Genomic DNA, 22774 nt, shown 5'->3' with positions numbered 1-22774 from the left:
GAGCACGACCATGACCACGACCAACGAGCCGGCCGTCGTCGACCAGGAGACGTTCACGGTGACCCGCACGGTGCACATCCGTGCGTCCGCGGACCGCGTCTGGGCGGCGCTCACGCAGGAGGACCTCATCAGCCAGTGGTTCGGGCAGCGCGCCACGCTCCCCGACCTGCGCGTCGGCGGGGAGGGTGTCTTCGGCTGGGACGGCGAGACCGACGCGCCCGTCCGCATCGAGGAGTACGACGAGCCGTCCGTGCTCGCGCTGCGCTGGAGCGCTCCGGCCGGGGAGGCGCTGACGGAGGAGAACTCGACCGTCGCGCGCTTCACGCTCGAGCCCGACGGCGCGTCGACCGTCCTCACCGTCGTCGAGACCGGCTTCGAGCACCTCGCGGACGCGCGCGCGGCGCTCGAGGACCACCGCCAGGGCTGGACGAGCGAGCTCGACGAGCTCGTCGACCTGCTCGAGGGGGCGACCGTCCCCCCGGCGGGCGCGTCGGCGTGAGCAGCCCGCTCGCGGGAGAGGCGCTGACGCCCGTCTTCGCCGCCCTCGCGGACGACACGCGCTGGCGCATCCTCACCGAGCTGGGCGGCGCCGAGCTCTCGGCGTCCGCGCTCGCCGAGCTGCTGCCCGTGAGCCGGCAGGCCATCGCGAAGCACCTCACGGTGCTCGCGGAGGCCGGCCTCGTCGAGGCGTCGCGTGCGGGCCGCGAGGTCCGGTACCGCGCGCTCGGCGCACGCCTCGCCGAGACCGCCCGCGCCCTCGACGCCATCGGCGCCGGGTGGGACCGCCGTCTCGCGGCGCTCCGCCGGATCGCCGAGTCGCCGTCGTCGTCCTGACGGACCCGCAGATCGACCCGTACGTCCCGAGATCGACCCTCAGAAGGTCGATCGCGGGACGTACGGGTCGATCTCGCGTTCGGGGTTCAGACGTCGAGCGGGCCCCGCACGACGGAGTCGCCCGAGTGTGCCGGGTCGCCGTCGAAGTGCTCCTCCGAGACGTCGACCACGGGGAAGGCCGCGAGGTCGAGGCCCGCCGGGAGGTCGAACCGGCCCTCCGAGCCCTCCAGAACGCCGAGGCTCACGAGCCCGCTGACGTCCTCGGCGAGCAACCACACCTCGCGGAACGTGCCGTCCGGCGCGGGGGCGTCGAGCGAGACGACGACCTGGCGCCGACCGTCGGCCGTCTCCTCGACCCGTGCCTCGCCGCTCGCGTCGTCCCAGCCGGGCAGCGGGGCGAGGTCGGCCGTCGCGACGGTCGTCTCCGCGGGCGTGAGCTCGCGCCGCTCCCACCAGACGCCGCCCGCGACGCCGACGACGAGCGCGAGGCACGCGGCCGCGGCGACCGGGAGCCACGTGCGGCGCCGCCGCCCCGCGAGCGGCGTCACGGTCGCGAGGTCGCTCGCGACGGTGGTGGTGTCGCTCGCGCCGGTCGGAACGCCGCCGGTCGGTGTCGTCGACGAGGCGCCGAGCCCGAGCTCCGCGTGGATCCGATCCCAGACCTCCGGGCCGGGCGCGACGAGGTCCGGACCGCCGGCCCGCGCGTCGTCGACCACCGAGCGCAGGCCGTCGACCTCGGTGGCGCAGTCGGGGCACGTGCCGAGGTGGGCGCGCGCGGCGTCGTCGAGCACGTCCTCGCCGAGCGCGAGGAGCGCGAGGGTCTCGTCATCGATGTGCTGCACCGTCCACCTCCATTCGGTCGCGCAGCCGGATCAGGCTCCGTCGTACGTGGCTCTTGACCGTACCGAGCGGCAGGTCGAGCTCCTCGGCGATCTGCACGTGCGTCAGGTCACGGAAGAACGCGAGCTCCAGGATCGTCCGACCCGGGTCTCCGAGCCGTCTGAGCTCGTCCGCGACGAGCACGCGGTCGGCGACCCGGCGCACGTCGTCCTCCGTCGTCTCAGGGTTCGGAGCCGACGCCGCGACGGCTTGCTCGGAGCGTCGGGCCCGGGACCGTGCCTCGTGCGCGTCGGCGACGCTGTGCCGCGTGATGCCGACGAGCCAGGCGGGCAGCCGCGCGCGGTCCGGGTCGAACCGGTGCCTCCCGCGCCACGCCCCGACGAAGACCTGCTGGGTCACGTCCTCGGCGTCGGCACGGTTCCCGAGCGACCGCAGGGCGATGGTGTGCACGAGCGTCGACCAGCGGCGGTACGCCTCGGCGAGCGCCTCCTCGTCGCCGTCGGCGAACCGTCGGCCGAGGAGGGCGACGTCGGCGTCGTCGACCGCGGTGTCGGGGGAGCTCAGCTCGGGTCCTCCGTGCTTCGGGGCCGTCCTCGTCGTCGCCGGCCGTGTGCGCGTGGGGCGATCGTAGCCCGTCACGCACCGCCCGTCCGCTCTGCGGTGACGACGACGTTCTCCGTGTACGACCGTCGCTCCCGGTCCCACTCGCCCCCGCAGGTGACGAGCACGAGCCGGGGCGGGCCGCCGCGGTCGAAGACGACGTCGAGCGGGAGGTCCGCCTTCGCGATGTCCTCCACGCCGTTCACTGTGTAGGTGTAGGTGGTGCCCGTCGCGTCGACGACGTCTACCGTCGTGCCGGCGGCCACCTCGGGCAGCCGGGCGAACGGTCCTGCTCCGTCGAGGTCGTCCACGTGCGCGGCGACCACGACGGCTCCCTCGGGGCTCGCGGGGCCGGGTCCGAACCGGTACCACGCCGCCGAGCGGGCGTCGTCGGGCAGGGCCATCTGGCCCTCGCCGTCGACGCCCGCCGGCTCCACGGCCATGTCCAGCCCGATCGACGGCACGACGACCCGGGTGGCCGCCGGAGGCGCCTCCGCCGGCTGGTCCCGAGCGGGACGGACGGGGACGTCGGGCACGGGGCCCGACGTCGCCGCGTCCGCCCCGCCGGTGCCCCCGCCCGGGGCGGGCCGGGCGGGAGCCTCCGCCGCCGGGACGTGACCTCCGGCGGCGGTCTCGTCGGCGGGTGCAGGGGCACACCCGCCGACGAGGAGGGCGGCACCCACGGCGAGGGTCGCGAGCGCCGTCGCGTGCCGTGACCTCATGCCGAGCGGTGCCCGCGCGTCGTCCGGCCGGCCGTGGCCACGTGCTGCTCGCGCCATGCCCGCGTGCCCATGACGACCGCTGCGACGAGCAGCAGACCGAAGAGGCTCGCGCCGAACGCGATGGCGGCCGTGGTGAAGACGGAGGACGTCGACGCCTCCGCCGCGAGCCCGGACTGCCCGCCCGGGACCCCGGCCGGCGCGGAGTGCAGGCCTTCGACGGTCTGCGTGGCGAGGGCGAGGTTGCCCGCGTCGAGGCTGCCCCACGCGTAGGCGATGGTGTTGACGCCTTCGGCGACGGTGACGTCGACCGGGCCGAGCACCGGTTCGGTGGTCCCGGCCGCCGCGATCGCTGCGGAGACGGTGCTCGCCGGCAGGTTCAGCACGGACTCGTCGGGGTTCTCCAGACCGGAGACGACGGCCGTGCCGCCCGCGAGGACGTCGACGGCCGGAGCGGCGGCGATGTGCCGGACCGTGAGCCGGCCCTCGCCCGCGGCGGTCGGGGACGTGTCGTTCGTGAACAGGGTCGCGGTGGGCTCCCCGGCGGCGTCGAGGTGGGCCGCGGCGGTGTAGTTCCCACCGGCCTCGAGGGGCAGGTCGACCGGCCCGATCACGGGTGCGCTCGTGTCCGTCGCGTCCGGGGCGGTGATCGCCACGCTGTACGTGCCGGCGGGCAGGTCGAGCGGCCCTGCGAGGTCGCCCGGCTGGAAGTCGTCGAGGGTGAGCTCGTCGTTGACCCAGACGTCGACGGGCGTGTCCGGGACGCCGTGCAGGACGGAGAGGCTGGCGTTCTCCGCGGTGTCGGCCGAGGCCGGGGCCGCGAACGCGCCGAGGGCGACGAGTCCGACGGCGCCCGCGAGCGCGGCGCTGCGTCGTGCGGTGCGGTGCATGGTGTCCTCCAGATGGCGGGCCCGGCGTTGCTGCCGGGCGCGAGTGCTGCTGACACCACTACTTCCGGTGGGAGGACGGTCTTGGATGCACCGATCAGGGAGAAGTCGTCGTCCTGGCCGTGACCGTGTGCACGGCGCGCGTCGGCGCGCGCACCGGGCGCCAGGTCGAGACGAGGGCGAGCGCGAGCAGGACCACCGCGAGGTCGCCCCCGTAGTACATGAGCTCCGCTCCCGTCCGCCGGTCCGCGGCCGGGCCGGGAACGGCGACGAACGCCCCGGCGTACAGGAGCTGCGCGAGCACTGCGTGCGCGGCGATCGCGACGCCCAGCACGACGAGGCGGGCGCGGACCGACGGCCGGTGCGGCGCCGGGTCCGGGCCGGCGAGGGCGTACGCGAACAGGTAGCCCGCGGCCAGGAAGTGCAGGTGCACGAGGTGGTGCAGGGTCGGGTGCTGCGTGGTCGCCGCGTAGAGCGGCGTCAGGTAGACGACGTACAGGGTGCCGACGCTCAGCAGCACGGCGGTCACCGGATGGGCGAGCACCTGCACGGGTCGACGGCGCAGCAGTCGCCCGACGCGGCGTCCGGCGCGCGGGCCCACGGACCGCAGGACGAGCGTCACCGGCGCGCCGAGCACGAGGGCGAGCGGCGCGTACATGCCGACGAGCAGGTGCCGGTACATGTGGTCCGCGAACGAGCCCGTGGGCAGCGGCGACAGCGCCGGCACGAGGGCGGCCGCGAGCAGGGCCACGCCGCCGAGGAAGCTCGCGGTGCGCCACGGGCTCCATCCGCGCGGGTCGGCGTGCTGGCGCAGCGCGAGGACGAGGTAGGCCCACGCGACGACCCCGAGCGCGGCGAGGACGAGCAGCGACTCCCCGTCCAGACCGAGCCCCGCGCCGCCGTGGTCGCCGTGGCTCGTCACGGCTCGACGGGCCGGCCCGTGCGCTGCAGCAGCCAGCCGCCGACCACGAGCAGGGCGCCGAGGACGAGGAACGCGACGTCCGCGAGCGTCTGGTACCGACCGCTCACGACGTGGTGGATCGCGAGGAGGTGGTGGTCGACCAGGCCCTCGACGAGGTTGAACAGACCCCAGCCCACGAGCATCCAGCCCCACAGCGTCCGCGACGTCCAGACCCGCCCGCGCGCCTCGGTGACGCGTGCGTAGAGCAGGCCCAGCCCGACGAGCACCGCGACCCAGGTCACGGTGTGGAAGAGCCCGTCCCAGAGCGTGTTCATCTGCAGGCCGTGGACCGTCGTCGGCGGGTAGCTGCCGATGTCGATGTTCGCGCTGCCCGCGCTCGACAGCATGTGGTGCCACTGCAGGATCTGGTGCAGCAGGATGCCGTCGACGAACCCGCCGAGCCCGACGCCCAGGACGATGCCGGGCAGGGCGATGCCGGGAGGGCCCGCGGTGGTGCGGCCGGACGCAGGGACACTGGTGCTGGTGCTCATGGCAGGCCTCCTCGGGGGAGGTGGCACGGGGCTTCTTCCCGTGGACGAGCCACGCTACGCGGACCACCGGCACTCGCCCGGCGGGCACCCGCCGTCCGCCGGGTGGTCGGTCAGTCCGCGCGCAGGTCCGCCTCGTGGGCCAGGATCGCCGTCTGCGTCCGGTTCGTGGTGCCGAGCCTCGCCATCGCGTGCGCGAGGTAGGCCTTGACCGTGGACTCCGCGAGATAGAGCCGTCCGGCGATCTCGGCGTTCGACAACCCGTCGGCGAGCGCGACCACGACCTCGCGCTCCTTCGGCGCGAGCGCGTCGAGACGACGGCGAGCCTCGCTGCGCCGGGACGAGCGGTCGTCCCCGGCGGCGGCGAGGAGATGTCGCGCGACGGCGGGGGAGAGGATCGCGTCGCCGGCGACCGCGGCACGGATGCCGTGGTGGAGCTCTTCGGGCGTCGAGTCCTTGAGCAGGTACCCGACGGCGCCCGCGCGGAGGGCGGGGAGGACGTACTCGTCCGAGAGGAAGCTGGTCAGGACGACGACCGCCGTCCCCGGGTGCTCGCGATGGACCGCCACGGTCGCGTCGAGCCCGTCCATCACGGGCATCTGCATGTCGAGGAGCAGGGCGTCCGGCGCCAGCTCCCGGACGAGCCGGACCGCCTCCGCGCCGTCCCCGCCCTGCCCGACGACCTCCAGGTCGGCGGCGACGTCGACGAGCCGGACGATCCCGGCGCGGAGCAACGCCTCGTCGTCCACGACCACCACGCGGATCATGCGTCCCTCCTCGGCAGGGTGGCGCTCAGCCGGAACCCGCCCGAGCCGGTCGGACCTGCGTCCAGGGTCCCTCCCAGGAGCTCTACCCGCTCGCGCAGCCCGGCGATCCCGAACCCGCCGGTCGTCAGCCCGGTGGGCGGCCCCGCGGGACGGTCGTTCTCGACCGTCACCTGGACGCCGCGCCCGGCCGGGGTGACGGTGACGCTCGTCGCGCTCCCCGGCGCGTGGCGGACGACGTTCGTGAGTCCCTCGGAGACGACGCGCTGCACGGTCCGGTCCACGAGGTCCGGCGTCGCGTGCGGTGGTGGGACCTCGACGTGGACGCGGACCGGCAGGCCCGCCCGCCGCGCCTCGTCGGCCAGGCGCTCGACGTCCCCGACCGCAGACGGCGCCCCGGGGCCACCGGCACCTGTGGACCCGGAGCCCTCGGACGTCAGCGCACGGAGGAGGTCGCGCATCTCGGCCAGCGCGGCGCGCCCCCCGTCGCCGATCTCGGTGGCGATCCGCCGGGCCTCCTCGTCCGGGCTCGTCGCGGTGATGAGGCCTGCCTCGACCACGAGATAGCTGATCCGGTGCGCGACGACGTCGTGCAGGTCGCGCGCGAGGGAGGCTCGCTCCGTCGCCCGGGCCGCGTCCTCCGCGGCGGCGGTCGCGCGCGCGTCCGTCTCGGACTGGAGGCGTTCCAGGGTGCCGGCGAAGAAGGCGAAGAGCAGCACGAGCGTCCCCGCCCACAGCAGGCTCGCTCCGGTCGTCTCCGACGTCACCAGCCAGGATGGCCAGGTCGTCGCCACGGCCACCAGCACCGCAGCGACGCGGACGCGGGCGCGGTCGACGTAGCGCGCGGTCGCGTGCAGCGCACCGAGAGCCGCGACGACGGGCGCGACGAAGGACAGCGCCAGGCACGTCGCGAGCACGGCGAGCGGGTGCCTGCGCCGCGCCAGGAGGGTGGCCGCAGCCGTGAGCTGGGCCGTGAGCTCGAGCCAGGCAGGCGCCCAGCCCGGAGGCGACGGTGCCCGCAGCACCGTGAGGACGGCGCCGCCCAGGGCGCAGGCCGCCGCCACGAGCACATCGGTCCGCGAGACGTGGACGGCCACCGACCCAGGCTAGCGAGGGCCCTCGGGCGCGGCGACGGGACCCGCCCCGCAGGAGTCGACTTTCGGAGGTAGTGCCGACCGCCGTTCGGGCGTGCCGGCAGGACCCCGACGGGCGGGAACGTGGAGTCATCAGGAAGACACCCGCACCGCACCCGAGGAGCTCGATCATGAAGGTCCGTCGCACCGCCACCGTCTCCGCCGTCTCGGCCGCCCTCGTCCTGGGCGCCCCGCTCGCGGCGATCGCGTCCGAGGGAGAGGCCGTCCCGACGACCGCCCCCGAGGCGTCCTCCGAGGAGGCGGCGGCCGAGGCTCCCGCCGCTCCGTCGGTCGAGCAGCCCGCCGTCGAGGCTCCCGCCGAGGTCGTCGCACCGGTCGACCAGGCCCCGGCATCCGAGCCTGCGAGCGTCGAGCCGGCACCCGAGGCCGCACCCGTCGAGCCGGCACCGGAGGCCGCGCCCGTCGACCCGATCGTCGCGCCCGCGGCCGAGGAGGACCCTGAGGCCGAGCCGAGCGGCGAGCCGGGGACGGAGACGGGCACCGAGTCCGAGGCGGAGACGACGGAGACCGGCACCGAGCCCGAGGCAGTCCCGGAGGGTGCCGAGGCCGCGGCTGCCGCCGACGCCGCACCCACCGCGGCGACCACCCTGGCTGCCTCGGCGTCCGCGCTGGGCGCGGCCCAGGCGGCGTACCCCGACGCCGAGTACGAGCCCCACTGGCACGACGGGTACTACCACGGCTTCCCCTGCGACTACTGGTACTTCCAGGAGCCCGTCGACGGCGGCTCCGGCAAGGACTGGAGCGGGTGGAGCGGTCAGCCCCAGCTGCACATCCTCCACCACGAGCTCGTGGACGACGACGGCACGACGCACATGGTCTACGACCGGGACATCGCCGGCTCGTGGTGGCACGCGTGGAACGGCGAGGTCGCGAAGGCCGACCCCGAGGGGATGCACTGGGAGAACACGGACGCCCACCAGACGATCCTCGTCAACGGGTTCACGGGGGGCGCCGACATGACGGCACGTGCCGCGAACGCGGCCGAGCTGCTCGAGCGCGCGGGGGTCGCGATGGCGCCGGGCCAGTCCTGGGAGGAGTTCCAGACGTCCTACCAGTGGTACCTCGACGAGGGCTACTACACCGAGGAGCAGGTCCGCGACATGTGGGAGGAGCAGGTCCAGCGACGCGTCGAGTACACGGGCTACGAGGCGACGCAGTTCGCCGTCTGGTACTTCTCGACCGGCCACGACGTCATGGGCCTCTTCTTCGACGTCGACGAGGACGACCACGTCACCCTCTCCGACTTCGCGCTGCAGCAGTTCGAGACCGACGAGTGGGGCTACGCGCAGTGGTCGTCGGGATCGAGCGATCGCAGGGCGACCCTGGAGACGGCTGCCTGGCTCATCGAGCAGGCGCTCACCGAGAACGTCGTCATGCCGCAGCCGGGCTTCGTCTCGAACGGCTTCGTCCGCAACGCCGACGGCTCGACCGACTACGGCTTCACGGCCTCGCTCGCCGGCGGCACGGGCGACGTGCACGTCGAGCTGCGCACCGCGGACGGCTCCGCGATGCCCGCGGGCGTCGTGCTCGTGAACGCGAAGGGCCAGGTCGTCAGCTCCGTGACCCCGGGTCAGAAGGTGTTCGTGCGTGTCCCGGCCGGCACGGACGTGAGCAGCCTCCCGTCGTTCCAGGTGTGGGGCTCGGCCGAGGGCACCACCAAGGGCAGCCCGAACTTCTACACCGGCAACGACCTCAACAGCTCCGCGTGGGACGAGGCGACGCAGACGTGGATCCAGACCGGCCAGCAGCACTGGCTCATCGGCCTGGGTGGTCTCGACAGCGTCTCCGTCGCCTGGGACTGGATCGGCGTGACCCTCGCCGACGAGCCGGAGGACCCGACCGACCCGACCGACCCGACCGACCCGACCGACCCGACCGACCCGACCGACCCGACGGACCCGACGGACCCGGCCGACCCGACGCGCCCGACGAACCCGACGGACCCGGCCGACCCGACGCGCCCGACGAACCCGACGGGCCCGGCCGACCCCGCAGAGGCGGACCCGGTCGCCCCCGTCTACGTCGACGACTCGGGTGCGGTCGTGGCGACGAGCCCGTCGACCGAGCCGACGAACCTGGGCCTGACGGACACGGTCCCTGTCGCCGACGTCGCGACCACCGCGTCGCCCGACGCACTGGCGCAGACCGGCAGCGACGCGGGCGTGCTCGCCGCGGGGGCGTTCATCGTCCTGGCGGGCACGGGCCTGGTCCTCGCCGCGCGTCGTCGGACCGCCGACCGCTGACCCGTCCGAGCAGTCGCGGAGCCCGGCACCGCGTGCGGTGCCGGGCTCCCGTGCGTATGCCGCAGCGCGCGCGGGAGCCCCGAGCCTGGCTCCGGGTGCGGACGGGGGCCGCGAGCGCGAGGGTCAGGACGTGACGATGTCGCCACGCGCCCTCAACCGCGCGACGCTCGCGCGTCAGCTCCTGCTCGAGCGAGCGGATCTCACCGTCCCCGAGGCGGTGCGGCGCGTCGTCGCGCTCCAGGCGCAGCACCCCGCGTCGCCGTACGTCGCGCTGTGGAACCGCGTCGCGCGCTTCGACCCGGCAGACCTCGACGCGGCGCTCGCGGACCGCGCGGTGGTCAAGGCCTCGCTCCTGCGCATCGCGCTCCACCTCGTGCACGCCGAGGACTACGAGACGGTGCACACCGCGATGCAGCCGTCCCTGCGCGCGGCGCGCCTGCACGACCCGCGCTTCGCGGTGAGCGGGATCTCGATCGACGAGGCGCACGCCCTCGTCCCGTACCTCCTCGCCTACGCCGCGGGCCCGCGCACGGGCGCCGAGCTCGAGGCGTGGGTCGACGCGCGCGTCCCCGAGACGCCGCGAGGCGCGTGGTGGGCGCTGCGGACGTTCGCGCCGCTGCGCCACGTGCCGACGGGCGGGCCGTGGTCGTTCGGCACCAGCGCGTCGTACGTCGCGGCCGGCACGGACGCGCTCCCGCGCGTGACGACGGCCTTCGACGACGCGCTCCCCGCCCTCGTGCGGCGCTACCTCGAGGGGTTCGGTCCGGCGTCGGTCGCGGACGTGTCGCAGGTCGCGATGATCCCGCGCGCCCGGGTCCGTGCCGCCGTGAAGACGCTCGGCGACACGGTCGACCGGTTCGCCGGCCCCGACGGTGCGGAGCTGCTCGACGTCCCCGGCGCGCCGCGACCCGACGAGGACGTGCCCGCACCGCCCCGGCTCCTCGGCATGTGGGACGAGACGCTGCTCGCGTACGCGGACCGCTCGCGGGTCGTCCCGCCGGACGTGCGTCCGCTCGTCACGCGCTCGAACGGCGACGTCCTCCCGACCGTCCTCGTCGACGGGTACGTCGTCGGGGTGTGGCGCCCGGTCGCGGAGGGGGTCGAGGTCACCACGTACCGGTCCGTGCCCGACGACGCGTGGCCGGCCCTGGAGGCCGAGGCCCGGTCGCTCGTCGCGTTCCTCGCGGGCCGTGACCCGGCGCCGTTCGCCCGCTACGGCCACTGGTGGGCCAAGCTCCCGGCCGGGGACGTCCGGACGATCGGGGCCGCGTGACCGGTCAGGAATCGAGAAGCGCGCGCCGTCCCGCCGCTCCTACCGTTCTGGGCATGGACACCACGAACCGCACCGCCATCGACCACGTCACCCTCGAGGTGACCGACGTCGCCGCCGCCGAGGTCTTCTACGACCAGGCCTTCGGCCTCGGCGGCACCGTCCGCGTCCGGGAGTCGGACGCACCGACGTCCGGCTTCCGCGGCTTCACGCTGTCGCTCGTCGTCGCGCAGCCGAGCACCGTCGACAGCCTCGTCGGCACGGCTCTCGACGCCGGCGCGACCGTGCTCAAGCCGGTCGCGAAGAGCTTCTGGGGGTACGGCGGTGTCGTCCGGGCTCCCGACGGCACGATCTGGAAGATCGCGTCGACGGCGAAGAAGGACAGCGGCCCGCCCACGCGCGAGGTGGACGACGTCGTGCTCCTTCTCGGCGTGCAGGACGTCAGGGCGACCAAGCAGTTCTACGTCGACCGCGGTCTCGCGGTGGGGAAGAGCTTCGGGAGCAGGTACGTCGAGCTCGACACCCCCGGGTCGGCCCTGAAGCTGGCGCTCTACACGCGCCGCGCGGCCGCGAAGGACGCCGGGGTGGACCCGGACGGGGGCGGCTCGCACCGCCTGGTCGTCCACGGCGACACCGGCACCTTCACCGACCCCGACGGCTTCCGCTGGGAGTCCGGGCCGCGCTGACCCGTCGGGCGGGCGCCGCTACGGTGGGCCGATGGCAGCGGTGAGGCAGGTACAGGTCACGTTCGACTGCGCGGCGCCCGAGCGGGTCGCGCGCTTCTGGTGCGAGGTGCTGGGGTACGTCGCGCCGCCGCCGCCCGAGGGGTTCGCCGGCTGGGACGACTACACCGCCTCGCTCCCGCCCGAGGACCGGGACGCGTGGTTCGTCGCGAGCGATCCCACCGGCGCGGGACCGCGGCTGTACTTCCAGCGAGTCCCCGAGGGCAAGGTCGTGAAGAACCGGGTGCACCTCGACGTGCGCGCCGGCACCGGGCTCGTGGGCGAGGAGCGCCTGGCCACGCTCGAGGCCGAGTGCGCACGGCTGGTCGCGCTCGGCGCGGTCCACGTGCGCACGATGCTCGCGGACGGCGAGGAGGAGTCGTGCATCGTGATGCAGGACGTCGAGGGCAACGAGTTCTGCCTCGACTGAGACGTGGTGTCGGCGACCTGTAGCACCATCGGGTCATGCCGCCGAAGAAGCCCACGACCGAGCCGCCGGTGCTGGACCCCGTCGTCCTCGCCGACCTGACGCCCGGCGACCGCTACGACCTCGAGGACGAGGCCGACCTCGAGGGGTTCGGGTTCGTCGACCTCGAGCTCGACGCGCTGTCGCTGAACCACGCGAGGCTGTCCGGGTCGCGGCTCGAGGGTGTGCGCGCCGACGAGGCCGAGCTGCGCGCCGCGACCCTGACCGAGGCAGTGCTGGAACGTCTCGACGTCCCGGTGCTGCGCGGCGTGCGGAGCCGGTGGCGCGACGTGGAGGTGCGCGGGGCGCGCATCGGGTCGGCCGAGCTGTACGAGTCGACGTGGGACGGCGTGCACCTCGTCGGGTGCAAGCTCGGGTTCGTCAACCTGCGTGGCACGGTGCTGCACGACGTCGCGTTCACGGACTGCACCATCGACGAGCTCGACCTCGTGCAGGCCGACGCCACGCGGGTCTCCTTCACGGACACCCGGGTGCGGCGCCTCGACGTGCAGTCGTCCACGCTCGCCCACGTCGACCTGCGCGGCGCGGACCTGCACGACCTCGCCGGCGTCGGCTCGCTGCGCGGCGTGACCATCAGCCCACCGCAGCTCGCCCAGCTCGCCGACCTGCTCGCGCGCGACCTGGGCATCACGGTCGCCGACTGATCGCGGGTCCTGAGGTGGCCGCTACGGTCGGTGCATGCACCTGACCGACGCCGACGTGGGGATCGCCGCGAGCCGCGCCGGGGCCGAGGTGGTGCGCAGAGGTTTCGGGGGAGACCACGTCCGCACCGCGAAGTCGGCCACCGATCTCGTCACCGAGACCGACGTCGAGGCCGAGCGGGCGATCATGGGCGTCCTGTCCACGCACCGGCCCCGGGACTCGCGGACGGGTGAGGAGTCGGGTGCGTCCGACGTCGGGCACTCCTCGCGGCGCTGGCTCGTCGACCCGCTCTGCGGGACGGCGAACTTCGCGGCCGGGACGCCGCTCGCCGTCGTCAACGTCGCGCTGGTCGACGGCGGCCGCGTCCGTGCCGCGGCGGCCGCGGACCCGTTCACCGCCGAGGTGTTCTGGACCGACGGGGCGCAGGCCTTCCGCCGTCACGACGAGCGCGACCGCCTCCTCGTGCCGACCTCGGAGTCAGGTCTCGTCGACGTCAACTGCGACGGGCCGACCGACCGGCCGTTCGTCGGCGGCCAGCTCGTCGCCGATCCGCGACTCCGGTCGGTCTTCGGCCCCCGCGTCGTCTCGTCCACCCTGGCCGTCGCCTGGGTCGCCGCCGGGCGGCGGGCGGCCTACGTCTCGGACGGCTCCTTCCTCGAGAACGTCCACTTCGCGGCAGGCATCGCGCTGTGCGAGGCGGCCGGCTGCATCGTCACCGACCTCGCCGGAGACCCGCTCCACACCGGCCGTGGCCTCGTCGTCTCGGCAGACCTGGAGACGCACGCGCGGCTCGTGGACCTCGTCGCGCCCCACCTGTGAGCGGTCGGCCGGCATGCCTCGTCAGGCGCCCGCGAGCGCGCGGACGGCGTCGATCGTGTCGGCCTCGGCGGCCGTCTTGTCGTCGCGGTAGCGGACCACGCGCGCGAACCGCAGCGCGAGGCCGCCGGGGTAGCGGGTCGAGCGCTGCAGGCCGTCGAACGCGATCTCCACGACCTGCTCGGGCCGCACGTGCACCACGGGTCCCTCGCGCGACGTCTCGAGCTCGGTGAACCGTGCGGTCTGCCACGCGAGCATCTCGTCCGTCATGCCCTTGAACGTCTTGCCGAGCATCACGAAGCCGCCGTCCGGGTCTCGCGCGCCGAGCCAGATGTTCGACAACCACCCGCTGCGCCGGCCGGAGCCCTGCTCGACGGCGAGCACGACGAGGTCGAGCGTGTGCCGCGGCTTGACCTTGACCCAGCCTGCGCCGCGGCGCCCGGCCGCGTAGGGCGCGTCGAGCGACTTCACGACGACGCCCTCCTGGCCCTCGGCCACCGCACCCTCGAAGAACGTGACCGCCTCTGCCGGGTCGGCGGTGGCGAGGCGCCTCACGAGGTGCGGGCCGGCGACGACGTCGAGCACCGCGAGTCGCTCTCGCAGCGGCTCGTCGAGCAGGTCGCGGCCGTCGACGTGGAGCACGTCGAAGAAGAACGGCGTAAGCTCGAACCCGGCGTCCCGGGCGGCGGCGAGCGCGGGTTCCTGGGCCGCCGCCGACGCCTCCTGGGACCCCGAGGGCTCCGGGGCCGCTGACGGTCCACGGGACGGGGGCCGGTCCCCGGGCTCGCGCGTCGCGGACCGTGCGGCCGTCTCCTGGAACGGTCGGGGGACCCCGTCGTCCCCGACGACGAGCGCCTCGCCGTCGAGCACGAGCGCCCGGGACGGCAGCGCGCGGACGGCTGCGACGACCTCCGGCACGCGCGCGGTGATGTCGTCGAGGGAGCGGGTGAAGACGCGCACGTCGTCACCGTCGCGGTGGACCTGGACGCGGATGCCGTCGAGCTTCACGTCCACGGTGACCGGCGGATCGTCGTCGTACCCCGGCAGCCCGCCGGCACCCGCGGCGTCCGCACCGCCCGAGATCCCGAGCTTCGTGAACGCCTCCGGGACGTCCGGCGCTGACTGCGCGAGCATGGGCCGTACGGGGCGCCCGACCTCGAGCCGGAAGCCGCCGAGCGCGACGAGCGCCGCCTCGGGGCCGGGCGCCGCGAGGGCCGCGCGCGCGACGGGACCGGTCGCGCCGCGCAGCATGACGGCACGCCGCACCGCGTCCGCGGGGACGTCCGCGGCCTCCGCGACCGCGTCCACGACGACCGAGTCGAGCGCGCCCTGCCGCAGCTCGCCCGAGACGAGGCCCGCGAGGAGCGCCTGCTCGCGCGCGGTCGCGGCCTCGAAGAGCGCGGCGGCCTCGGCCTGCCGCGCCGTCGCCGACCCCGGGCCGGACAGCTCCGCCATGCGCGCGAACGCGGCGTCGACCGCATCGAGCGTGAGGGAAGGGACCTCGGCGGGCTGCGGCAACTCGCGCAGGGACCGCCAACCGAGGCCCGTGCGGCGTTGGCGCAGCTCTCCGGCGAGGTACGCGACGGCGACCTCCACCTCGTCGAGCGCGGGACCGAGCGCGTGCGTCGGCCCGTGGAGCGCCTCGCGCGCCGCGCGGCGCAGCAGGTCGGCGATCGCCGCGCGCTTGGCGAGCCGGGAGCGGGTGGCGGCGACGGCGTCGGACGTGGCGGCGACCTCGGCGAGCAGCATGGTCCATCCTGGCGCCGACGACCGCGTCGGCGCTCGCGGAAGAAGAGGGACGTACGTCAGCTCGCGCGCGGGCCGAGGACGGCGTCGAGGAGCTCGCGGCAGTGCTCCCCGTCCGCGGTGGCTGTCCGCACGACGAGCTTGGCCACCTCGTGGAGGCGCACGTTGCGGTCGTTCGAGGTCGCACGGAGGAGGACGAACGCCTGCTCGGGGTCGATCGTGTAGGTCGCGGCGATCACGCCCTTCGCCTGCTCGATGGTGCCGCGTGACGCGGCGGCGGCGGCGATCTGCTCGGTCGCGCGCTCGTCGCTGCGCTCGGCGACGACGGCCGAGATGTCGACGAAGTACCCGACGATCTCCACGAGGCGGTCGTCCGTGTCGCGCCGGCCCTGCCCCACGACCGCGATGGTCCGCTCGCGCCCGCGCGCGTCCATGATGCGGTGGACGCTGCTGAAGGGTGCCCCCGTCCTGCGACCGGCGTCGAGGATGCGCCGGGCGCGCTCGCGGTCCTCGGGATGCTTGTGCGCCAGCACGAGCTCGGTGGTCGGGACGACCTCGCCCGGCGCGAAGCCGTGCACGAGGAACGCCTCGTCGGACCACCACCAGGTGCCGGTCGCGAGGTCGATGCGGTACTCACCCGTGAGCTGTTGCGGCCCGAGCGCCAGTGCACGCTCGAGAGGCGACGCCTCGACGGCGGACTGCTGGGCGGAAGAGTTGTCGACAGTCATCTCCGTCACCGTTCATGGTGGGCGTAGAAATGAGCCGTGGCCTGACTCGTCCAGACCAACGTACCTCGCTCCGTGCGGTTCTGCACCGCTTCTCGGAGAGCTGTTCAACGGCCTCCGGTCGCCGCCGATCGGACCGTCTGGGCCGCGACGTCGTCGAGCGGGCGACCGCGGTCCGACGCGAGAGCGAGCAGGCGGCGGTACGCCTCGGCCATGTCCACCTCGTCCCGGTAGGCGATGACCCCCTTGGCCTGCTCCACGACGACGCGCGCGTCCAGGGCGCGCGCGACGCGCGCGGCGAGCGCCCCGTCGTCCAACCGGTCCGGACTGACGATCGCGAGCGTGGCGAGGTCGGCGAAGGTGCGCAGCGTGGCGAGGTCCGTCGTGCCCAGGGCGAGCTCCGCCCTCGCGAACACGTTGATGCCGGCGAACGCGGCGCCCTGCCAGTGCATGGGGGTCGCGCACACGGACCGGTACCCGGTGTCGAGCATCCGCGCCCCGACGTCGGGCCAGCGCCGGGTCATCTCGTCCGCAGAGCTCGCGGTGACGACGACGCCGCCACGGATGGCGTCGACGCACGGACCCTCGTGCCGCTGGGCCTGGTACACCTCGAGCGTGGTGGCCTCGTGCGACGTCGCGCTGAGCACGTCGAGGGAGCCGTCGGGCAGGGCGACGAGGACGGCCGCCGAGTCGACGGCGAACAGCTCGGCCACGTCCCCGAGCATCCGGACCAGGAAGTCGGTGACGTTCAGCCCATCGACGAGGGCCGACGTCGTGGAGGCCAGCGTGCGGGCGGCCGTGCGGTCGGTCATCGTCCCTCGTTCTCGTCGTTCTCGTCGTTCTCGTCGTTCTCGTCGTGGTCTGCGGCGTCCGGGGTGTCGTCGGCGTGCGCGAAGTCGAACTGCCGGGCGAGCACGACGCCCGCCAGCTCCTCGAGCGTCGACCCGTCCGCGAACGCGTGGGCACGGAGCAGGGCCATGGCGTCCTCGGTGGAGACCCCGAGCTGAGCGACGACCATGCCGGTCGCCTGGTGCACCTTGGCACGGTCCGGCCAGGAGGAGGTGTCCGTCCCCTCGACGACGTCCGTGTCGCGCAGGAGGGCGGCGCCGACGGCGTCCGCCAGGAACTGGCGGTCGTCGGTGTCGAGGCCCAGCTCGACGCCGTCGTCGTGGTAGACGACGACGACCCCGATCGTGTGGGGCACCGGCAGCATGGGCAGCGCGTGGAGCGTGGCCGGACCGGCGATGCGCCGCGCCTGGTGGACGTACTCGCCGAGGCCGTCCGTGACGTCGTCGGCGAGCCGGAGGACGACGGCACGACCGGACTCCGCGACCTGGTGGCCCGGCCCTGCGCCGAGGACCTCCTCGAGGTCCTCGAGGCCGGCCGCGACGCTGTCCGACGCCGAGACGGTCCACCGCTCGGGGCCCGTCGGGGAGAGCGTGATCGCGCCGCCGCGCGCACCCAGGATGTCGACGCACGCGCGGCACAGCCGCAGGGCGAGGGGCGCGTCCCGGTCGGTGCCGGCGATGCTCGACGCCAGCCGTGCGAGCACCTGGACCTTGTCCACGGGCCCACACCTCCTTCGACCGCCCCCGCAGAGCTCCACCCTCCCACACCTGCACCTGCTCGCAGCGCGCGGCACGACCGGTCAGCCGGGCGCCGACCTCGACGCGGTTCCTCGTGCGGACGCCGCGGGTCCGCGGGACGATCCGCTGGTGGGACGCCGACGAGCACGTGCGCGGGCAGCCGCCGGGAAGGTCGTCGCGGCACTCTCCGTGACCGTGACGGTCGCCGTCGGGGTGGCGGGCTGCACCGTCGCGAGCCGTCAGGAGCCGGGACAGGCCACGGCCGCCGTGCGCGACGCGCTCGCCGAGGCGGCGTCCGCGGCGGAGACGACCCGTCTCACCGTCGGCCTGCTCGACGACGACCGCCTGACGTCGAGCGTCGCGGACGCCGCGATCCTCGACCAGGTGCGCGTGCTCGCGGACGCGTCGACGGCGCTCACGACGCTCGTCCCGCCCGACGACACGTCGTCCGCGCAGCGGTCCGCCGGGCTCGAGGCGCTGGAGGGCGTGACGGCGGAGGTCGTCGCGGCGCGCGCCTGGGTCGCACGGGAGGCCGGGGGCGACCTGTCCGACGCGGGCGACGTGCCCGCGACGGGCGACGAGGCGCTCGCCCGGCTCGACGCCGCGACCGCCGACCTCGATGCAGCGCTCGCCCTGGCGGGTGGCGCGTGAAGCAGCTCCTCGGGGTCGCGCTCGGCATCCTCACGGCCATCGGCGGTTTCGTCGACATCGGGGACCTCGTGACGAACGCCGTCGTGGGGTCGCGGTTCGGGCTCTCGCTGGTGTGGGTCGTCGTCGTCGGTGTGGTCGGCATCTGCGTCTTCGCGAGCATGTCCGGTCGCGTCGCCGCGGTGAGCGGGCGCGCGACGTTCGAGATCATCCGCGAGCGCCTCGGCCCGCGCGCGGCAGGTGCGAACCTCGTGGCGTCGTTCTTCATCAACCTCCTCACGCTCACGGCGGAGGTCGGGGGCATCGCGCTCGCGCTGCACCTCGTGAGCAGCGTCGAGCCGCGGCTGTGGATCCCGGTGGCGGCGCTCGCGGTGTGGCTCGTGCTGTGGCGCGTGAAGTTCGACGTCATGGAGAACGTCGCGGGCCTGATGGGCCTCCTGCTCGTCGGGTTCGCGGTCGCGCTGTTCCTGCTCGGACCGGACTGGGGCGAGCTCCTGCGGCAGGCCGTGCCGCCGTCGCCGCCCGCGACGGAGCACGTCGCGTCGTACTGGTACTACGCGGTCGCGCTGTTCGGTGCGGCGATGACGCCCTACGAGGTGTTCTTCTTCTCCTCGGGCGCGGTCGAGGAGCGGTGGACGGCGAAGGACCTCGTGCAGAACCGGATGAACGTGCTGATCGGCTTCCCGCTCGGCGGTCTGCTGTCCGTCGCGATCGCGGCGTGCGGGGCCGTGGTCCTGCTCCCGGCCGGCATCGAGGTGTCGTCGCTGTCCCAGATCGTGCTGCCCGTCGCGCTCGCGGGCGGGAAGATCCTCCTGGCGCTCGTGATCCTCGGCATCGTGGCGGCGACCTTCGGCGCGGCGCTCGAGACCGCGCTGTCCGGCGGGTACACGCTCGCGCAGTACCTCGGCTGGTCGTGGGGCAAGTTCCGCCGCCCGGCCCGGGCCGCGCGGTTCCACCTCACGATGATCGTCGCGCTGCTGCTCGCCGTCGGGATCCTCATGACGAGCGTGGACCCGATCCGGGTCACCGAGATGTCCGTGGTGTTCTCCGCCGTCGCGCTGCCGCTCACGTACATCCCGATCCTCGTCGTCGCGAACGACCCCGAGTACATGGGGGAGCACGTCAACGGGCGCGTGATGAACGCGCTCGGCATGGTGTACCTCGTCGTCGTGGTGGTCGCGGCGGTCGCGGCGATCCCCCTGATGATCGCGACAGGAGCCGGATCATGACCGACGCACCACGCCGGGTCGTGGGGACACGGGTCGTCGACGCGCGCCTGCACCTGCTCAGCCGACAGGTGCTCGACGTCGACGGCGAGCCCGTGACCACGGTGGACGACCTCGAGCTCGTCGGGCCGGACGGCGGCGACGTCGTCCCCGGCAGGGAGGCACGGGTCGCGGCGATCGTCGCGTGGCCCGTGCTCGTGACGCGCATCCTGGGCGGGCACCCGCCACGGTCGCGGCGCGCGCAGATCGCGTGGGACGACGTCGGGCACGTGGGCACGGCCCTCGAGCTCACCGTGCCCGCGGACCGGCTCGACGTCGGGTGGGCCGAGCGATGGGTCCGGGACCACGTCGTCGGGCGCATCCCCGGCGGGACGCACGACCCGGAGGCGGGCTCGTGATCCTCTCCGACCTGCTCGACGCCCCGGTCGTCGGTCCCGACGGCGCCCCGCTCGGGTTCGTCGTCGACGCGCGCCTCGAGCTCGACCTCCTCGCGGAGGACGACGGGCCCGGCGGGGCGCGCGACCGCGAGGACGTCGCGCCCCAGGAGGACACGGAGCAGGAGGCCGGGGCGCACGACGAGCCGCTCAGCGCCGGGACCGCGCGCCGGGGCGCGGTGGGCGACGCGCGCGTCGTCGGGATCCTCGTCAGCCCGCGGAAGGCGGGGTCCTTCCACGGGTACGAGCGCACGGACGTGCGCTCCCCGTGGCCGATCCCGCAGCTCGTGCGGCGGCGGCACCGCGGGACGTACCTGGTGCGCTGGGAGGACGTCGCGGACGTGGGGCCGGAGGGCGTCCGGCTCGCCGCCGGGTACACCGAGCACGACCCGGGCCTCGACACCCCGGCCTCGTAGCCCGAGCGGCTGCACGCCCCGGGTGCCGGTCGGGCGAGTCCTGGAGGCCGTGGTTACGGTGTCGGGAGGGTCGAGCAGCGCGCCCACGACGTCATGAGCTGCGTCCGGAGGTGGCCGCCGTGAAGGCCCTGTTCGTCAGCTGCACCCTCAAGAAGTCCCCCGAACCGTCGAACACGGAGGCCCTGGCCCGGGTCGTGGCCGAGGCGCTGCAGGACCGTGGCGTCACCGTGGAGCACGTACGGCTCGTCGACCACGAGGTGCCACCCGGCGTCGTCACGGACCTCGGCGGGGGCGACGAGTGGCCGCAGGTCCACGAGAAGCTGCTCGACGCCGAGATCCTCGTCGTGGTGACCCCGACCTGGCTCGGCCGACCGTCGTCGGTCGCCCAGCGCATGCTCGAGCGCATGGACGCGATGATCTCCGAGACCGCCGACGACGGCACGCCCGTCGCGTACAACCGCGTCGCCGGCGTCGTGGTGACGGGCAACGAGGACGGCGCCCACCACGTCATCTCCGAGATCAGCGGGGCGCTCGTCGACATCGGGTACACGATCCCCGGCCAGTCGTGGACGTACTGGAACCAGGGCCCCGGGCCCGGCCCCGACTACGTGCAGACGGGGCACGGGCACGAGTGGGCCCGCTCGACCGGCAAGCTCATGGCGCACAACCTGCACGCCGTCGCGACGGCGCTCGCCGAGCGTCCCGTGCCGCCGCAGGGCTGACCCGGGAGAAGCGGTTCTCCGCGTGCGGGCGCTCCGGGCCCGTGCCAGCGTGAAGGCGCCGGGTCCAGCAGAGAGCCCGTCGTCCCTTGCGTGAGGAGCGACCATGGCCGAGAAGTTTGAGACCAGGACCACGACCGACCACGACGAGGAGCTCGCCTTCCTCTACCAGGCGCAACGCTCCGGGGGCGGCGGGAGCACCTTCTTCACGCTCGTGCGCCGGTGAGCGCCCCGACGACGCCGCGGCCCGTGCAGCGCGCAGTGGTCACCGGGGGCGCGGGGTTCGTCGGCAGCCACCTGTGCGAGGCGCTCGTCGCGGGCGGCACCGAGGTCGTGTGCGTCGACGACCTGTCGACGGGCCACGAGCGCAACGTGGCGGGACTGCGCGACGACCCGCGCTTCGACCTCGTGGTGACCGACGTCTCCGCGGGGCTCGAGATCCCGGAGCCGGACCGTGTCGACCTGGTGCTGCACCTCGCGTCCCCCGCCTCGCCCGCTGACTACCTGCGCCTGCCGGTCGAGACCCTGCTGGTCGGGTCGGCCGGGACGCGGAACGCCCTGGAGCTCGCCGAGCGCGCCGGGGCGCGGTTCGTGCTCGCGTCGACGTCCGAGGTGTACGGCGACCCGGAGGTCCACCCGCAGCGCGAGGACTACTGGGGCCACGTCAACCCCGTCGGACCGCGCAGCGTGTACGACGAGTCCAAGCGGTTCGCCGAGGCCATCACGACGGCCTACCGGCGCAGCCGCGGCGTCGACGCGGGCATCGTCCGGATCTTCAACACCTACGGACCGCGCATGCGGGGCCACGACGGCCGGATGATCCCGACGTTCGTGCGGCAGGCGCTCGCGGGCGAGCCGCTCACGGTGGCGGGGGACGGGTCCCAGACGCGGTCGGTCTGCTACGTCGACGACCTCGTCGAGGGCCTGCTCGCGTTCGCGGCGAGCGGCCACACCGGGCCGATGAACCTCGGCAGCACCACCGAGCTCACGGTGGAGCGGGTCGCGCAGGACGTCGTCGCCGCGACCGGGTGCGACGCCGGCATCGTGCGCGTGGACCTCCCCGAGGACGACCCCCGCCGACGGCGCCCCGACACGACGCTCGCGGAGCGCGAGCTGGGGTGGGCGGCCCGTACGTCCTGGCCCGACGGACTGGCGCGCACCGTCGCGTGGTTCCGCGCCAGGCCGCAGGACCGCCCCGACGCGCCCGACGACAGCGACCGCGCAGGCGCTGCGGTCGTGGGGGCCGCGGCGGTCGGGTCGGCGGGCGGGGCGGACGAGGTGTAGCGCCGACCGAGGTCGACCCGGGGTGCCGAGGGGGCGGTCGACGAGCCGGTCGCTCAGGCGGTCTCGCCGGACCCGTGCACGTCGAGGGGGCGCTGCATGACGTACCGGTCGAGCGTGACGTCGCCCCGGTGCACCGTCTCGCGCTCGACGACCGCGAACCCGGCACGCTCGAACACCGGCCGGGCGACCTCGCTCGCGTGGGTGCTGAGTGCCGGGACGCCGTCGTGCCGCGCCGTCTCGACCACCTGCGCGAGGAGGCGCGCGCCGATCCCGCGGCGCCCGTGGTCGGGAGAGACGAACAGCATGTCGACGTAGCCGTCGTCGCGCAGGTCGGTGAACCCCGCGACCTCTCCGTCGACGAGGGCCACAACCGTCCCCGCCGCGGCGCGCCGCTGGTGCCACGCCGCCTCGTCCCGCGGGCCGCCGAGCCACGCCAGCACCTGCGCCTCGGAGTACCGCGAGCGAGCCGTCTCGGTGACGGCCCGCTCGAAGATCCGCAGGGTGGCGGCGGCGTCACCGGCTGCGTAGGGGCGGATCGTCACGTGGTCCGAGGTCACCGCAGG

At 74.6% G+C, this 22774-nt stretch carries 27 protein-coding genes; 14 read left to right on the top strand and 13 right to left on the bottom strand.

Annotated elements, in window-relative coordinates:
• Window positions 1-10 precede the first annotated feature (10 nt).
• Entirely contained in the window at window positions 11-499 is a 489-nt protein-coding gene (locus NFS20_RS16470; protein WP_251152886.1) for an SRPBCC domain-containing protein, read from the top strand.
• The gene (locus NFS20_RS16465; protein ID WP_251152885.1) at window positions 496-834 is read left to right on the top strand and encodes an ArsR/SmtB family transcription factor; all 339 of its coding nucleotides are present in this window, start codon (window positions 496-498) and stop codon (window positions 832-834) included. The genes NFS20_RS16470 and NFS20_RS16465 overlap by 4 nt, the downstream gene beginning before the upstream one ends.
• A gap of 86 nt (window positions 835-920) precedes the next feature.
• Here NFS20_RS16465 and NFS20_RS16460 read toward each other — a convergent pair whose 3' ends face one another.
• The 8 genes from NFS20_RS16460 to NFS20_RS16425 all read right to left on the bottom strand — a co-directional run bounded on the left by NFS20_RS16460 (window position 921) and on the right by NFS20_RS16425 (window position 7190).
• The gene (locus NFS20_RS16460; protein ID WP_251152884.1) at window positions 921-1676 is read right to left on the bottom strand and encodes an anti-sigma factor; all 756 of its coding nucleotides are present in this window, start codon (window positions 1674-1676) and stop codon (window positions 921-923) included.
• The gene (locus tag NFS20_RS16455) at window positions 1660-2313 is read right to left on the bottom strand and encodes an RNA polymerase sigma factor (RefSeq protein ID WP_353050473.1); all 654 of its coding nucleotides are present in this window, start codon (window positions 2311-2313) and stop codon (window positions 1660-1662) included. Before NFS20_RS16455 ends, NFS20_RS16460 begins: the two co-directional genes overlap by 17 nt.
• Entirely contained in the window at window positions 2310-2996 is a 687-nt protein-coding gene (locus NFS20_RS16450) for a class F sortase (RefSeq protein ID WP_251152883.1), read from the bottom strand. Before NFS20_RS16450 ends, NFS20_RS16455 begins: the two co-directional genes overlap by 4 nt.
• Window positions 2993-3883: a DUF4397 domain-containing protein gene (locus tag NFS20_RS16445; protein WP_251152882.1), complete on the bottom strand. Its 891-nt coding sequence runs from the start codon at window positions 3881-3883 to the stop codon at window positions 2993-2995. Before NFS20_RS16445 ends, NFS20_RS16450 begins: the two co-directional genes overlap by 4 nt.
• Window positions 3884-3977: 94 nt before the next feature.
• A complete protein-coding gene (locus tag NFS20_RS16440) occupies window positions 3978-4802 on the bottom strand; it encodes a cytochrome c oxidase assembly protein (RefSeq protein WP_251152881.1) in 825 nt (274 codons plus the stop codon).
• Window positions 4799-5332: a DUF2243 domain-containing protein gene (locus NFS20_RS16435; protein ID WP_251152880.1), complete on the bottom strand. Its 534-nt coding sequence runs from the start codon at window positions 5330-5332 to the stop codon at window positions 4799-4801. Before NFS20_RS16435 ends, NFS20_RS16440 begins: the two co-directional genes overlap by 4 nt.
• 110 nt (window positions 5333-5442) lie before the next feature.
• Window positions 5443-6096, bottom strand: a complete 654-nt coding sequence (locus NFS20_RS16430) for a response regulator (RefSeq protein WP_251152879.1) — start codon at window positions 6094-6096, stop codon at window positions 5443-5445.
• Window positions 6093-7190 (bottom strand): sensor histidine kinase, encoded by a 1098-nt coding sequence (locus tag NFS20_RS16425; RefSeq protein ID WP_251152878.1) that lies wholly within the window; start codon window positions 7188-7190, stop codon window positions 6093-6095. The genes NFS20_RS16430 and NFS20_RS16425 overlap by 4 nt, the downstream gene beginning before the upstream one ends.
• 167 nt (window positions 7191-7357) lie before the next feature.
• Between NFS20_RS16425 and NFS20_RS16420 the strand changes: the two genes are divergently transcribed.
• The 6 genes from NFS20_RS16420 (at window position 7358) to NFS20_RS16395 (ending at window position 13430) form a co-directional block, all read left to right on the top strand.
• Window positions 7358-9490 carry a hypothetical protein gene (locus NFS20_RS16420; RefSeq protein ID WP_251152877.1) on the top strand — a complete coding sequence of 711 codons (2133 nt, stop codon included), beginning with the start codon at window positions 7358-7360 and terminating at the stop codon, window positions 9488-9490.
• Between the two features lie 136 nt (window positions 9491-9626).
• The gene (locus tag NFS20_RS16415; RefSeq protein WP_251153044.1) at window positions 9627-10763 is read left to right on the top strand and encodes a winged helix DNA-binding domain-containing protein; all 1137 of its coding nucleotides are present in this window, start codon (window positions 9627-9629) and stop codon (window positions 10761-10763) included.
• Window positions 10764-10816: 53 nt separating this feature from the next.
• Window positions 10817-11446: a VOC family protein gene (locus NFS20_RS16410; protein ID WP_251152876.1), complete on the top strand. Its 630-nt coding sequence runs from the start codon at window positions 10817-10819 to the stop codon at window positions 11444-11446.
• A gap of 31 nt (window positions 11447-11477) precedes the next feature.
• The gene (locus NFS20_RS16405; protein ID WP_251152875.1) at window positions 11478-11912 is read left to right on the top strand and encodes a VOC family protein; all 435 of its coding nucleotides are present in this window, start codon (window positions 11478-11480) and stop codon (window positions 11910-11912) included.
• A 35-nt stretch (window positions 11913-11947) separates the two neighbouring features.
• A complete protein-coding gene (locus NFS20_RS16400) occupies window positions 11948-12613 on the top strand; it encodes a pentapeptide repeat-containing protein (RefSeq protein ID WP_251152874.1) in 666 nt (221 codons plus the stop codon).
• A gap of 34 nt (window positions 12614-12647) precedes the next feature.
• Entirely contained in the window at window positions 12648-13430 is a 783-nt protein-coding gene (locus NFS20_RS16395; RefSeq protein ID WP_251152873.1) for an inositol monophosphatase family protein, read from the top strand.
• Window positions 13431-13451: 21 nt separating this feature from the next.
• Here the strand turns inward: NFS20_RS16395 and NFS20_RS16390 are convergent, their stop codons facing one another.
• The 4 genes from NFS20_RS16390 to NFS20_RS16375 all read right to left on the bottom strand — a co-directional run bounded on the left by NFS20_RS16390 (window position 13452) and on the right by NFS20_RS16375 (window position 17465).
• Window positions 13452-15176 (bottom strand): ATP-dependent DNA ligase, encoded by a 1725-nt coding sequence (locus NFS20_RS16390; RefSeq protein ID WP_251152872.1) that lies wholly within the window; start codon window positions 15174-15176, stop codon window positions 13452-13454.
• Between the two features lie 56 nt (window positions 15177-15232).
• Complete coding sequence (locus NFS20_RS16385; RefSeq protein ID WP_251152871.1) at window positions 15233-15901, bottom strand: PAS and ANTAR domain-containing protein; 669 nt, start codon at window positions 15899-15901, stop codon at window positions 15233-15235.
• Window positions 15902-16005: 104 nt separating this feature from the next.
• On the bottom strand, window positions 16006-16710 hold the full coding sequence (locus NFS20_RS16380; protein WP_251152870.1) for a GAF and ANTAR domain-containing protein: 705 nt from the start codon (window positions 16708-16710) through the stop codon (window positions 16006-16008).
• Complete coding sequence (locus NFS20_RS16375; protein WP_251152869.1) at window positions 16707-17465, bottom strand: ANTAR domain-containing protein; 759 nt, start codon at window positions 17463-17465, stop codon at window positions 16707-16709. The genes NFS20_RS16380 and NFS20_RS16375 overlap by 4 nt, the downstream gene beginning before the upstream one ends.
• Window positions 17466-17613: 148 nt before the next feature.
• On the opposite strand from NFS20_RS16375, the gene NFS20_RS16370 reads away from it, so the two are divergent.
• The 6 genes from NFS20_RS16370 to NFS20_RS16345 all read left to right on the top strand — a co-directional run bounded on the left by NFS20_RS16370 (window position 17614) and on the right by NFS20_RS16345 (window position 22211).
• Complete coding sequence (locus NFS20_RS16370; protein WP_251152868.1) at window positions 17614-18135, top strand: hypothetical protein; 522 nt, start codon at window positions 17614-17616, stop codon at window positions 18133-18135.
• Window positions 18132-19361, top strand: coding sequence for an Nramp family divalent metal transporter (locus tag NFS20_RS16365; RefSeq protein ID WP_251152867.1), 1230 nt, complete (start codon window positions 18132-18134; stop codon window positions 19359-19361). The genes NFS20_RS16370 and NFS20_RS16365 overlap by 4 nt, the downstream gene beginning before the upstream one ends.
• Entirely contained in the window at window positions 19358-19756 is a 399-nt protein-coding gene (locus NFS20_RS16360) for a hypothetical protein (RefSeq protein WP_251152866.1), read from the top strand. Before NFS20_RS16365 ends, NFS20_RS16360 begins: the two co-directional genes overlap by 4 nt.
• Window positions 19753-20208, top strand: coding sequence for a PRC-barrel domain containing protein (locus NFS20_RS16355; protein WP_251152865.1), 456 nt, complete (start codon window positions 19753-19755; stop codon window positions 20206-20208). The genes NFS20_RS16360 and NFS20_RS16355 overlap by 4 nt, the downstream gene beginning before the upstream one ends.
• A 119-nt stretch (window positions 20209-20327) precedes the next feature.
• Window positions 20328-20930 (top strand): flavodoxin family protein, encoded by a 603-nt coding sequence (locus NFS20_RS16350; protein ID WP_251152864.1) that lies wholly within the window; start codon window positions 20328-20330, stop codon window positions 20928-20930.
• Between the two features lie 219 nt (window positions 20931-21149).
• On the top strand, window positions 21150-22211 hold the full coding sequence (locus NFS20_RS16345) for an NAD-dependent epimerase/dehydratase family protein (RefSeq protein WP_251152863.1): 1062 nt from the start codon (window positions 21150-21152) through the stop codon (window positions 22209-22211).
• Window positions 22212-22264: 53 nt separating this feature from the next.
• Here the strand turns inward: NFS20_RS16345 and NFS20_RS16340 are convergent, their stop codons facing one another.
• Window positions 22265-22768, bottom strand: a complete 504-nt coding sequence (locus NFS20_RS16340) for a GNAT family N-acetyltransferase (protein WP_251152862.1) — start codon at window positions 22766-22768, stop codon at window positions 22265-22267.
• Window positions 22769-22774 lie beyond the last annotated feature (6 nt).

Origin of the sequence: Cellulosimicrobium sp. Marseille-Q4280 (assembly GCF_943181405.1) — a bacterium.
In the GTDB taxonomy this organism is placed as follows: domain Bacteria; phylum Actinomycetota; class Actinomycetes; order Actinomycetales; family Cellulomonadaceae; genus Cellulosimicrobium.
The sequence above is the reverse complement of the archived record's forward strand: the minus strand, read 5'-3'. Positions and strand labels throughout refer to the sequence as shown.

What these genes read in the sequence shown, in the direction of transcription:
- NFS20_RS16385 (WP_251152871.1), bottom strand. Translation starts at nt 15,901, where the DNA reads ATGACTGTCGACAACTCTTCCGCCCAGCAGTCCGCCGTCGAGGCGTCG.
- NFS20_RS16380 (WP_251152870.1), bottom strand. Translation starts at nt 16,710, where the DNA reads ATGACCGACCGCACGGCCGCCCGCACGCTGGCCTCCACGACGTCGGCC.
- NFS20_RS16435 (WP_251152880.1), bottom strand. Translation starts at nt 5,332, where the DNA reads ATGAGCACCAGCACCAGTGTCCCTGCGTCCGGCCGCACCACCGCGGGC.
- NFS20_RS16405 (WP_251152875.1), top strand. Translation starts at nt 11,478, where the DNA reads ATGGCAGCGGTGAGGCAGGTACAGGTCACGTTCGACTGCGCGGCGCCC.
- NFS20_RS16450 (WP_251152883.1), bottom strand. Translation starts at nt 2,996, where the DNA reads ATGAGGTCACGGCACGCGACGGCGCTCGCGACCCTCGCCGTGGGTGCC.
- NFS20_RS16415 (WP_251153044.1), top strand. Translation starts at nt 9,627, where the DNA reads ATGTCGCCACGCGCCCTCAACCGCGCGACGCTCGCGCGTCAGCTCCTG.
- NFS20_RS16420 (WP_251152877.1), top strand. Translation starts at nt 7,358, where the DNA reads ATGAAGGTCCGTCGCACCGCCACCGTCTCCGCCGTCTCGGCCGCCCTC.
- NFS20_RS16360 (WP_251152866.1), top strand. Translation starts at nt 19,358, where the DNA reads ATGACCGACGCACCACGCCGGGTCGTGGGGACACGGGTCGTCGACGCG.
- NFS20_RS16395 (WP_251152873.1), top strand. Translation starts at nt 12,648, where the DNA reads ATGCACCTGACCGACGCCGACGTGGGGATCGCCGCGAGCCGCGCCGGG.
- NFS20_RS16410 (WP_251152876.1), top strand. Translation starts at nt 10,817, where the DNA reads ATGGACACCACGAACCGCACCGCCATCGACCACGTCACCCTCGAGGTG.
- NFS20_RS16400 (WP_251152874.1), top strand. Translation starts at nt 11,948, where the DNA reads ATGCCGCCGAAGAAGCCCACGACCGAGCCGCCGGTGCTGGACCCCGTC.
- NFS20_RS16430 (WP_251152879.1), bottom strand. Translation starts at nt 6,096, where the DNA reads ATGATCCGCGTGGTGGTCGTGGACGACGAGGCGTTGCTCCGCGCCGGG.
- NFS20_RS16445 (WP_251152882.1), bottom strand. Translation starts at nt 3,883, where the DNA reads ATGCACCGCACCGCACGACGCAGCGCCGCGCTCGCGGGCGCCGTCGGA.
- NFS20_RS16470 (WP_251152886.1), top strand. Translation starts at nt 11, where the DNA reads ATGACCACGACCAACGAGCCGGCCGTCGTCGACCAGGAGACGTTCACG.
- NFS20_RS16390 (WP_251152872.1), bottom strand. Translation starts at nt 15,176, where the DNA reads ATGCTGCTCGCCGAGGTCGCCGCCACGTCCGACGCCGTCGCCGCCACC.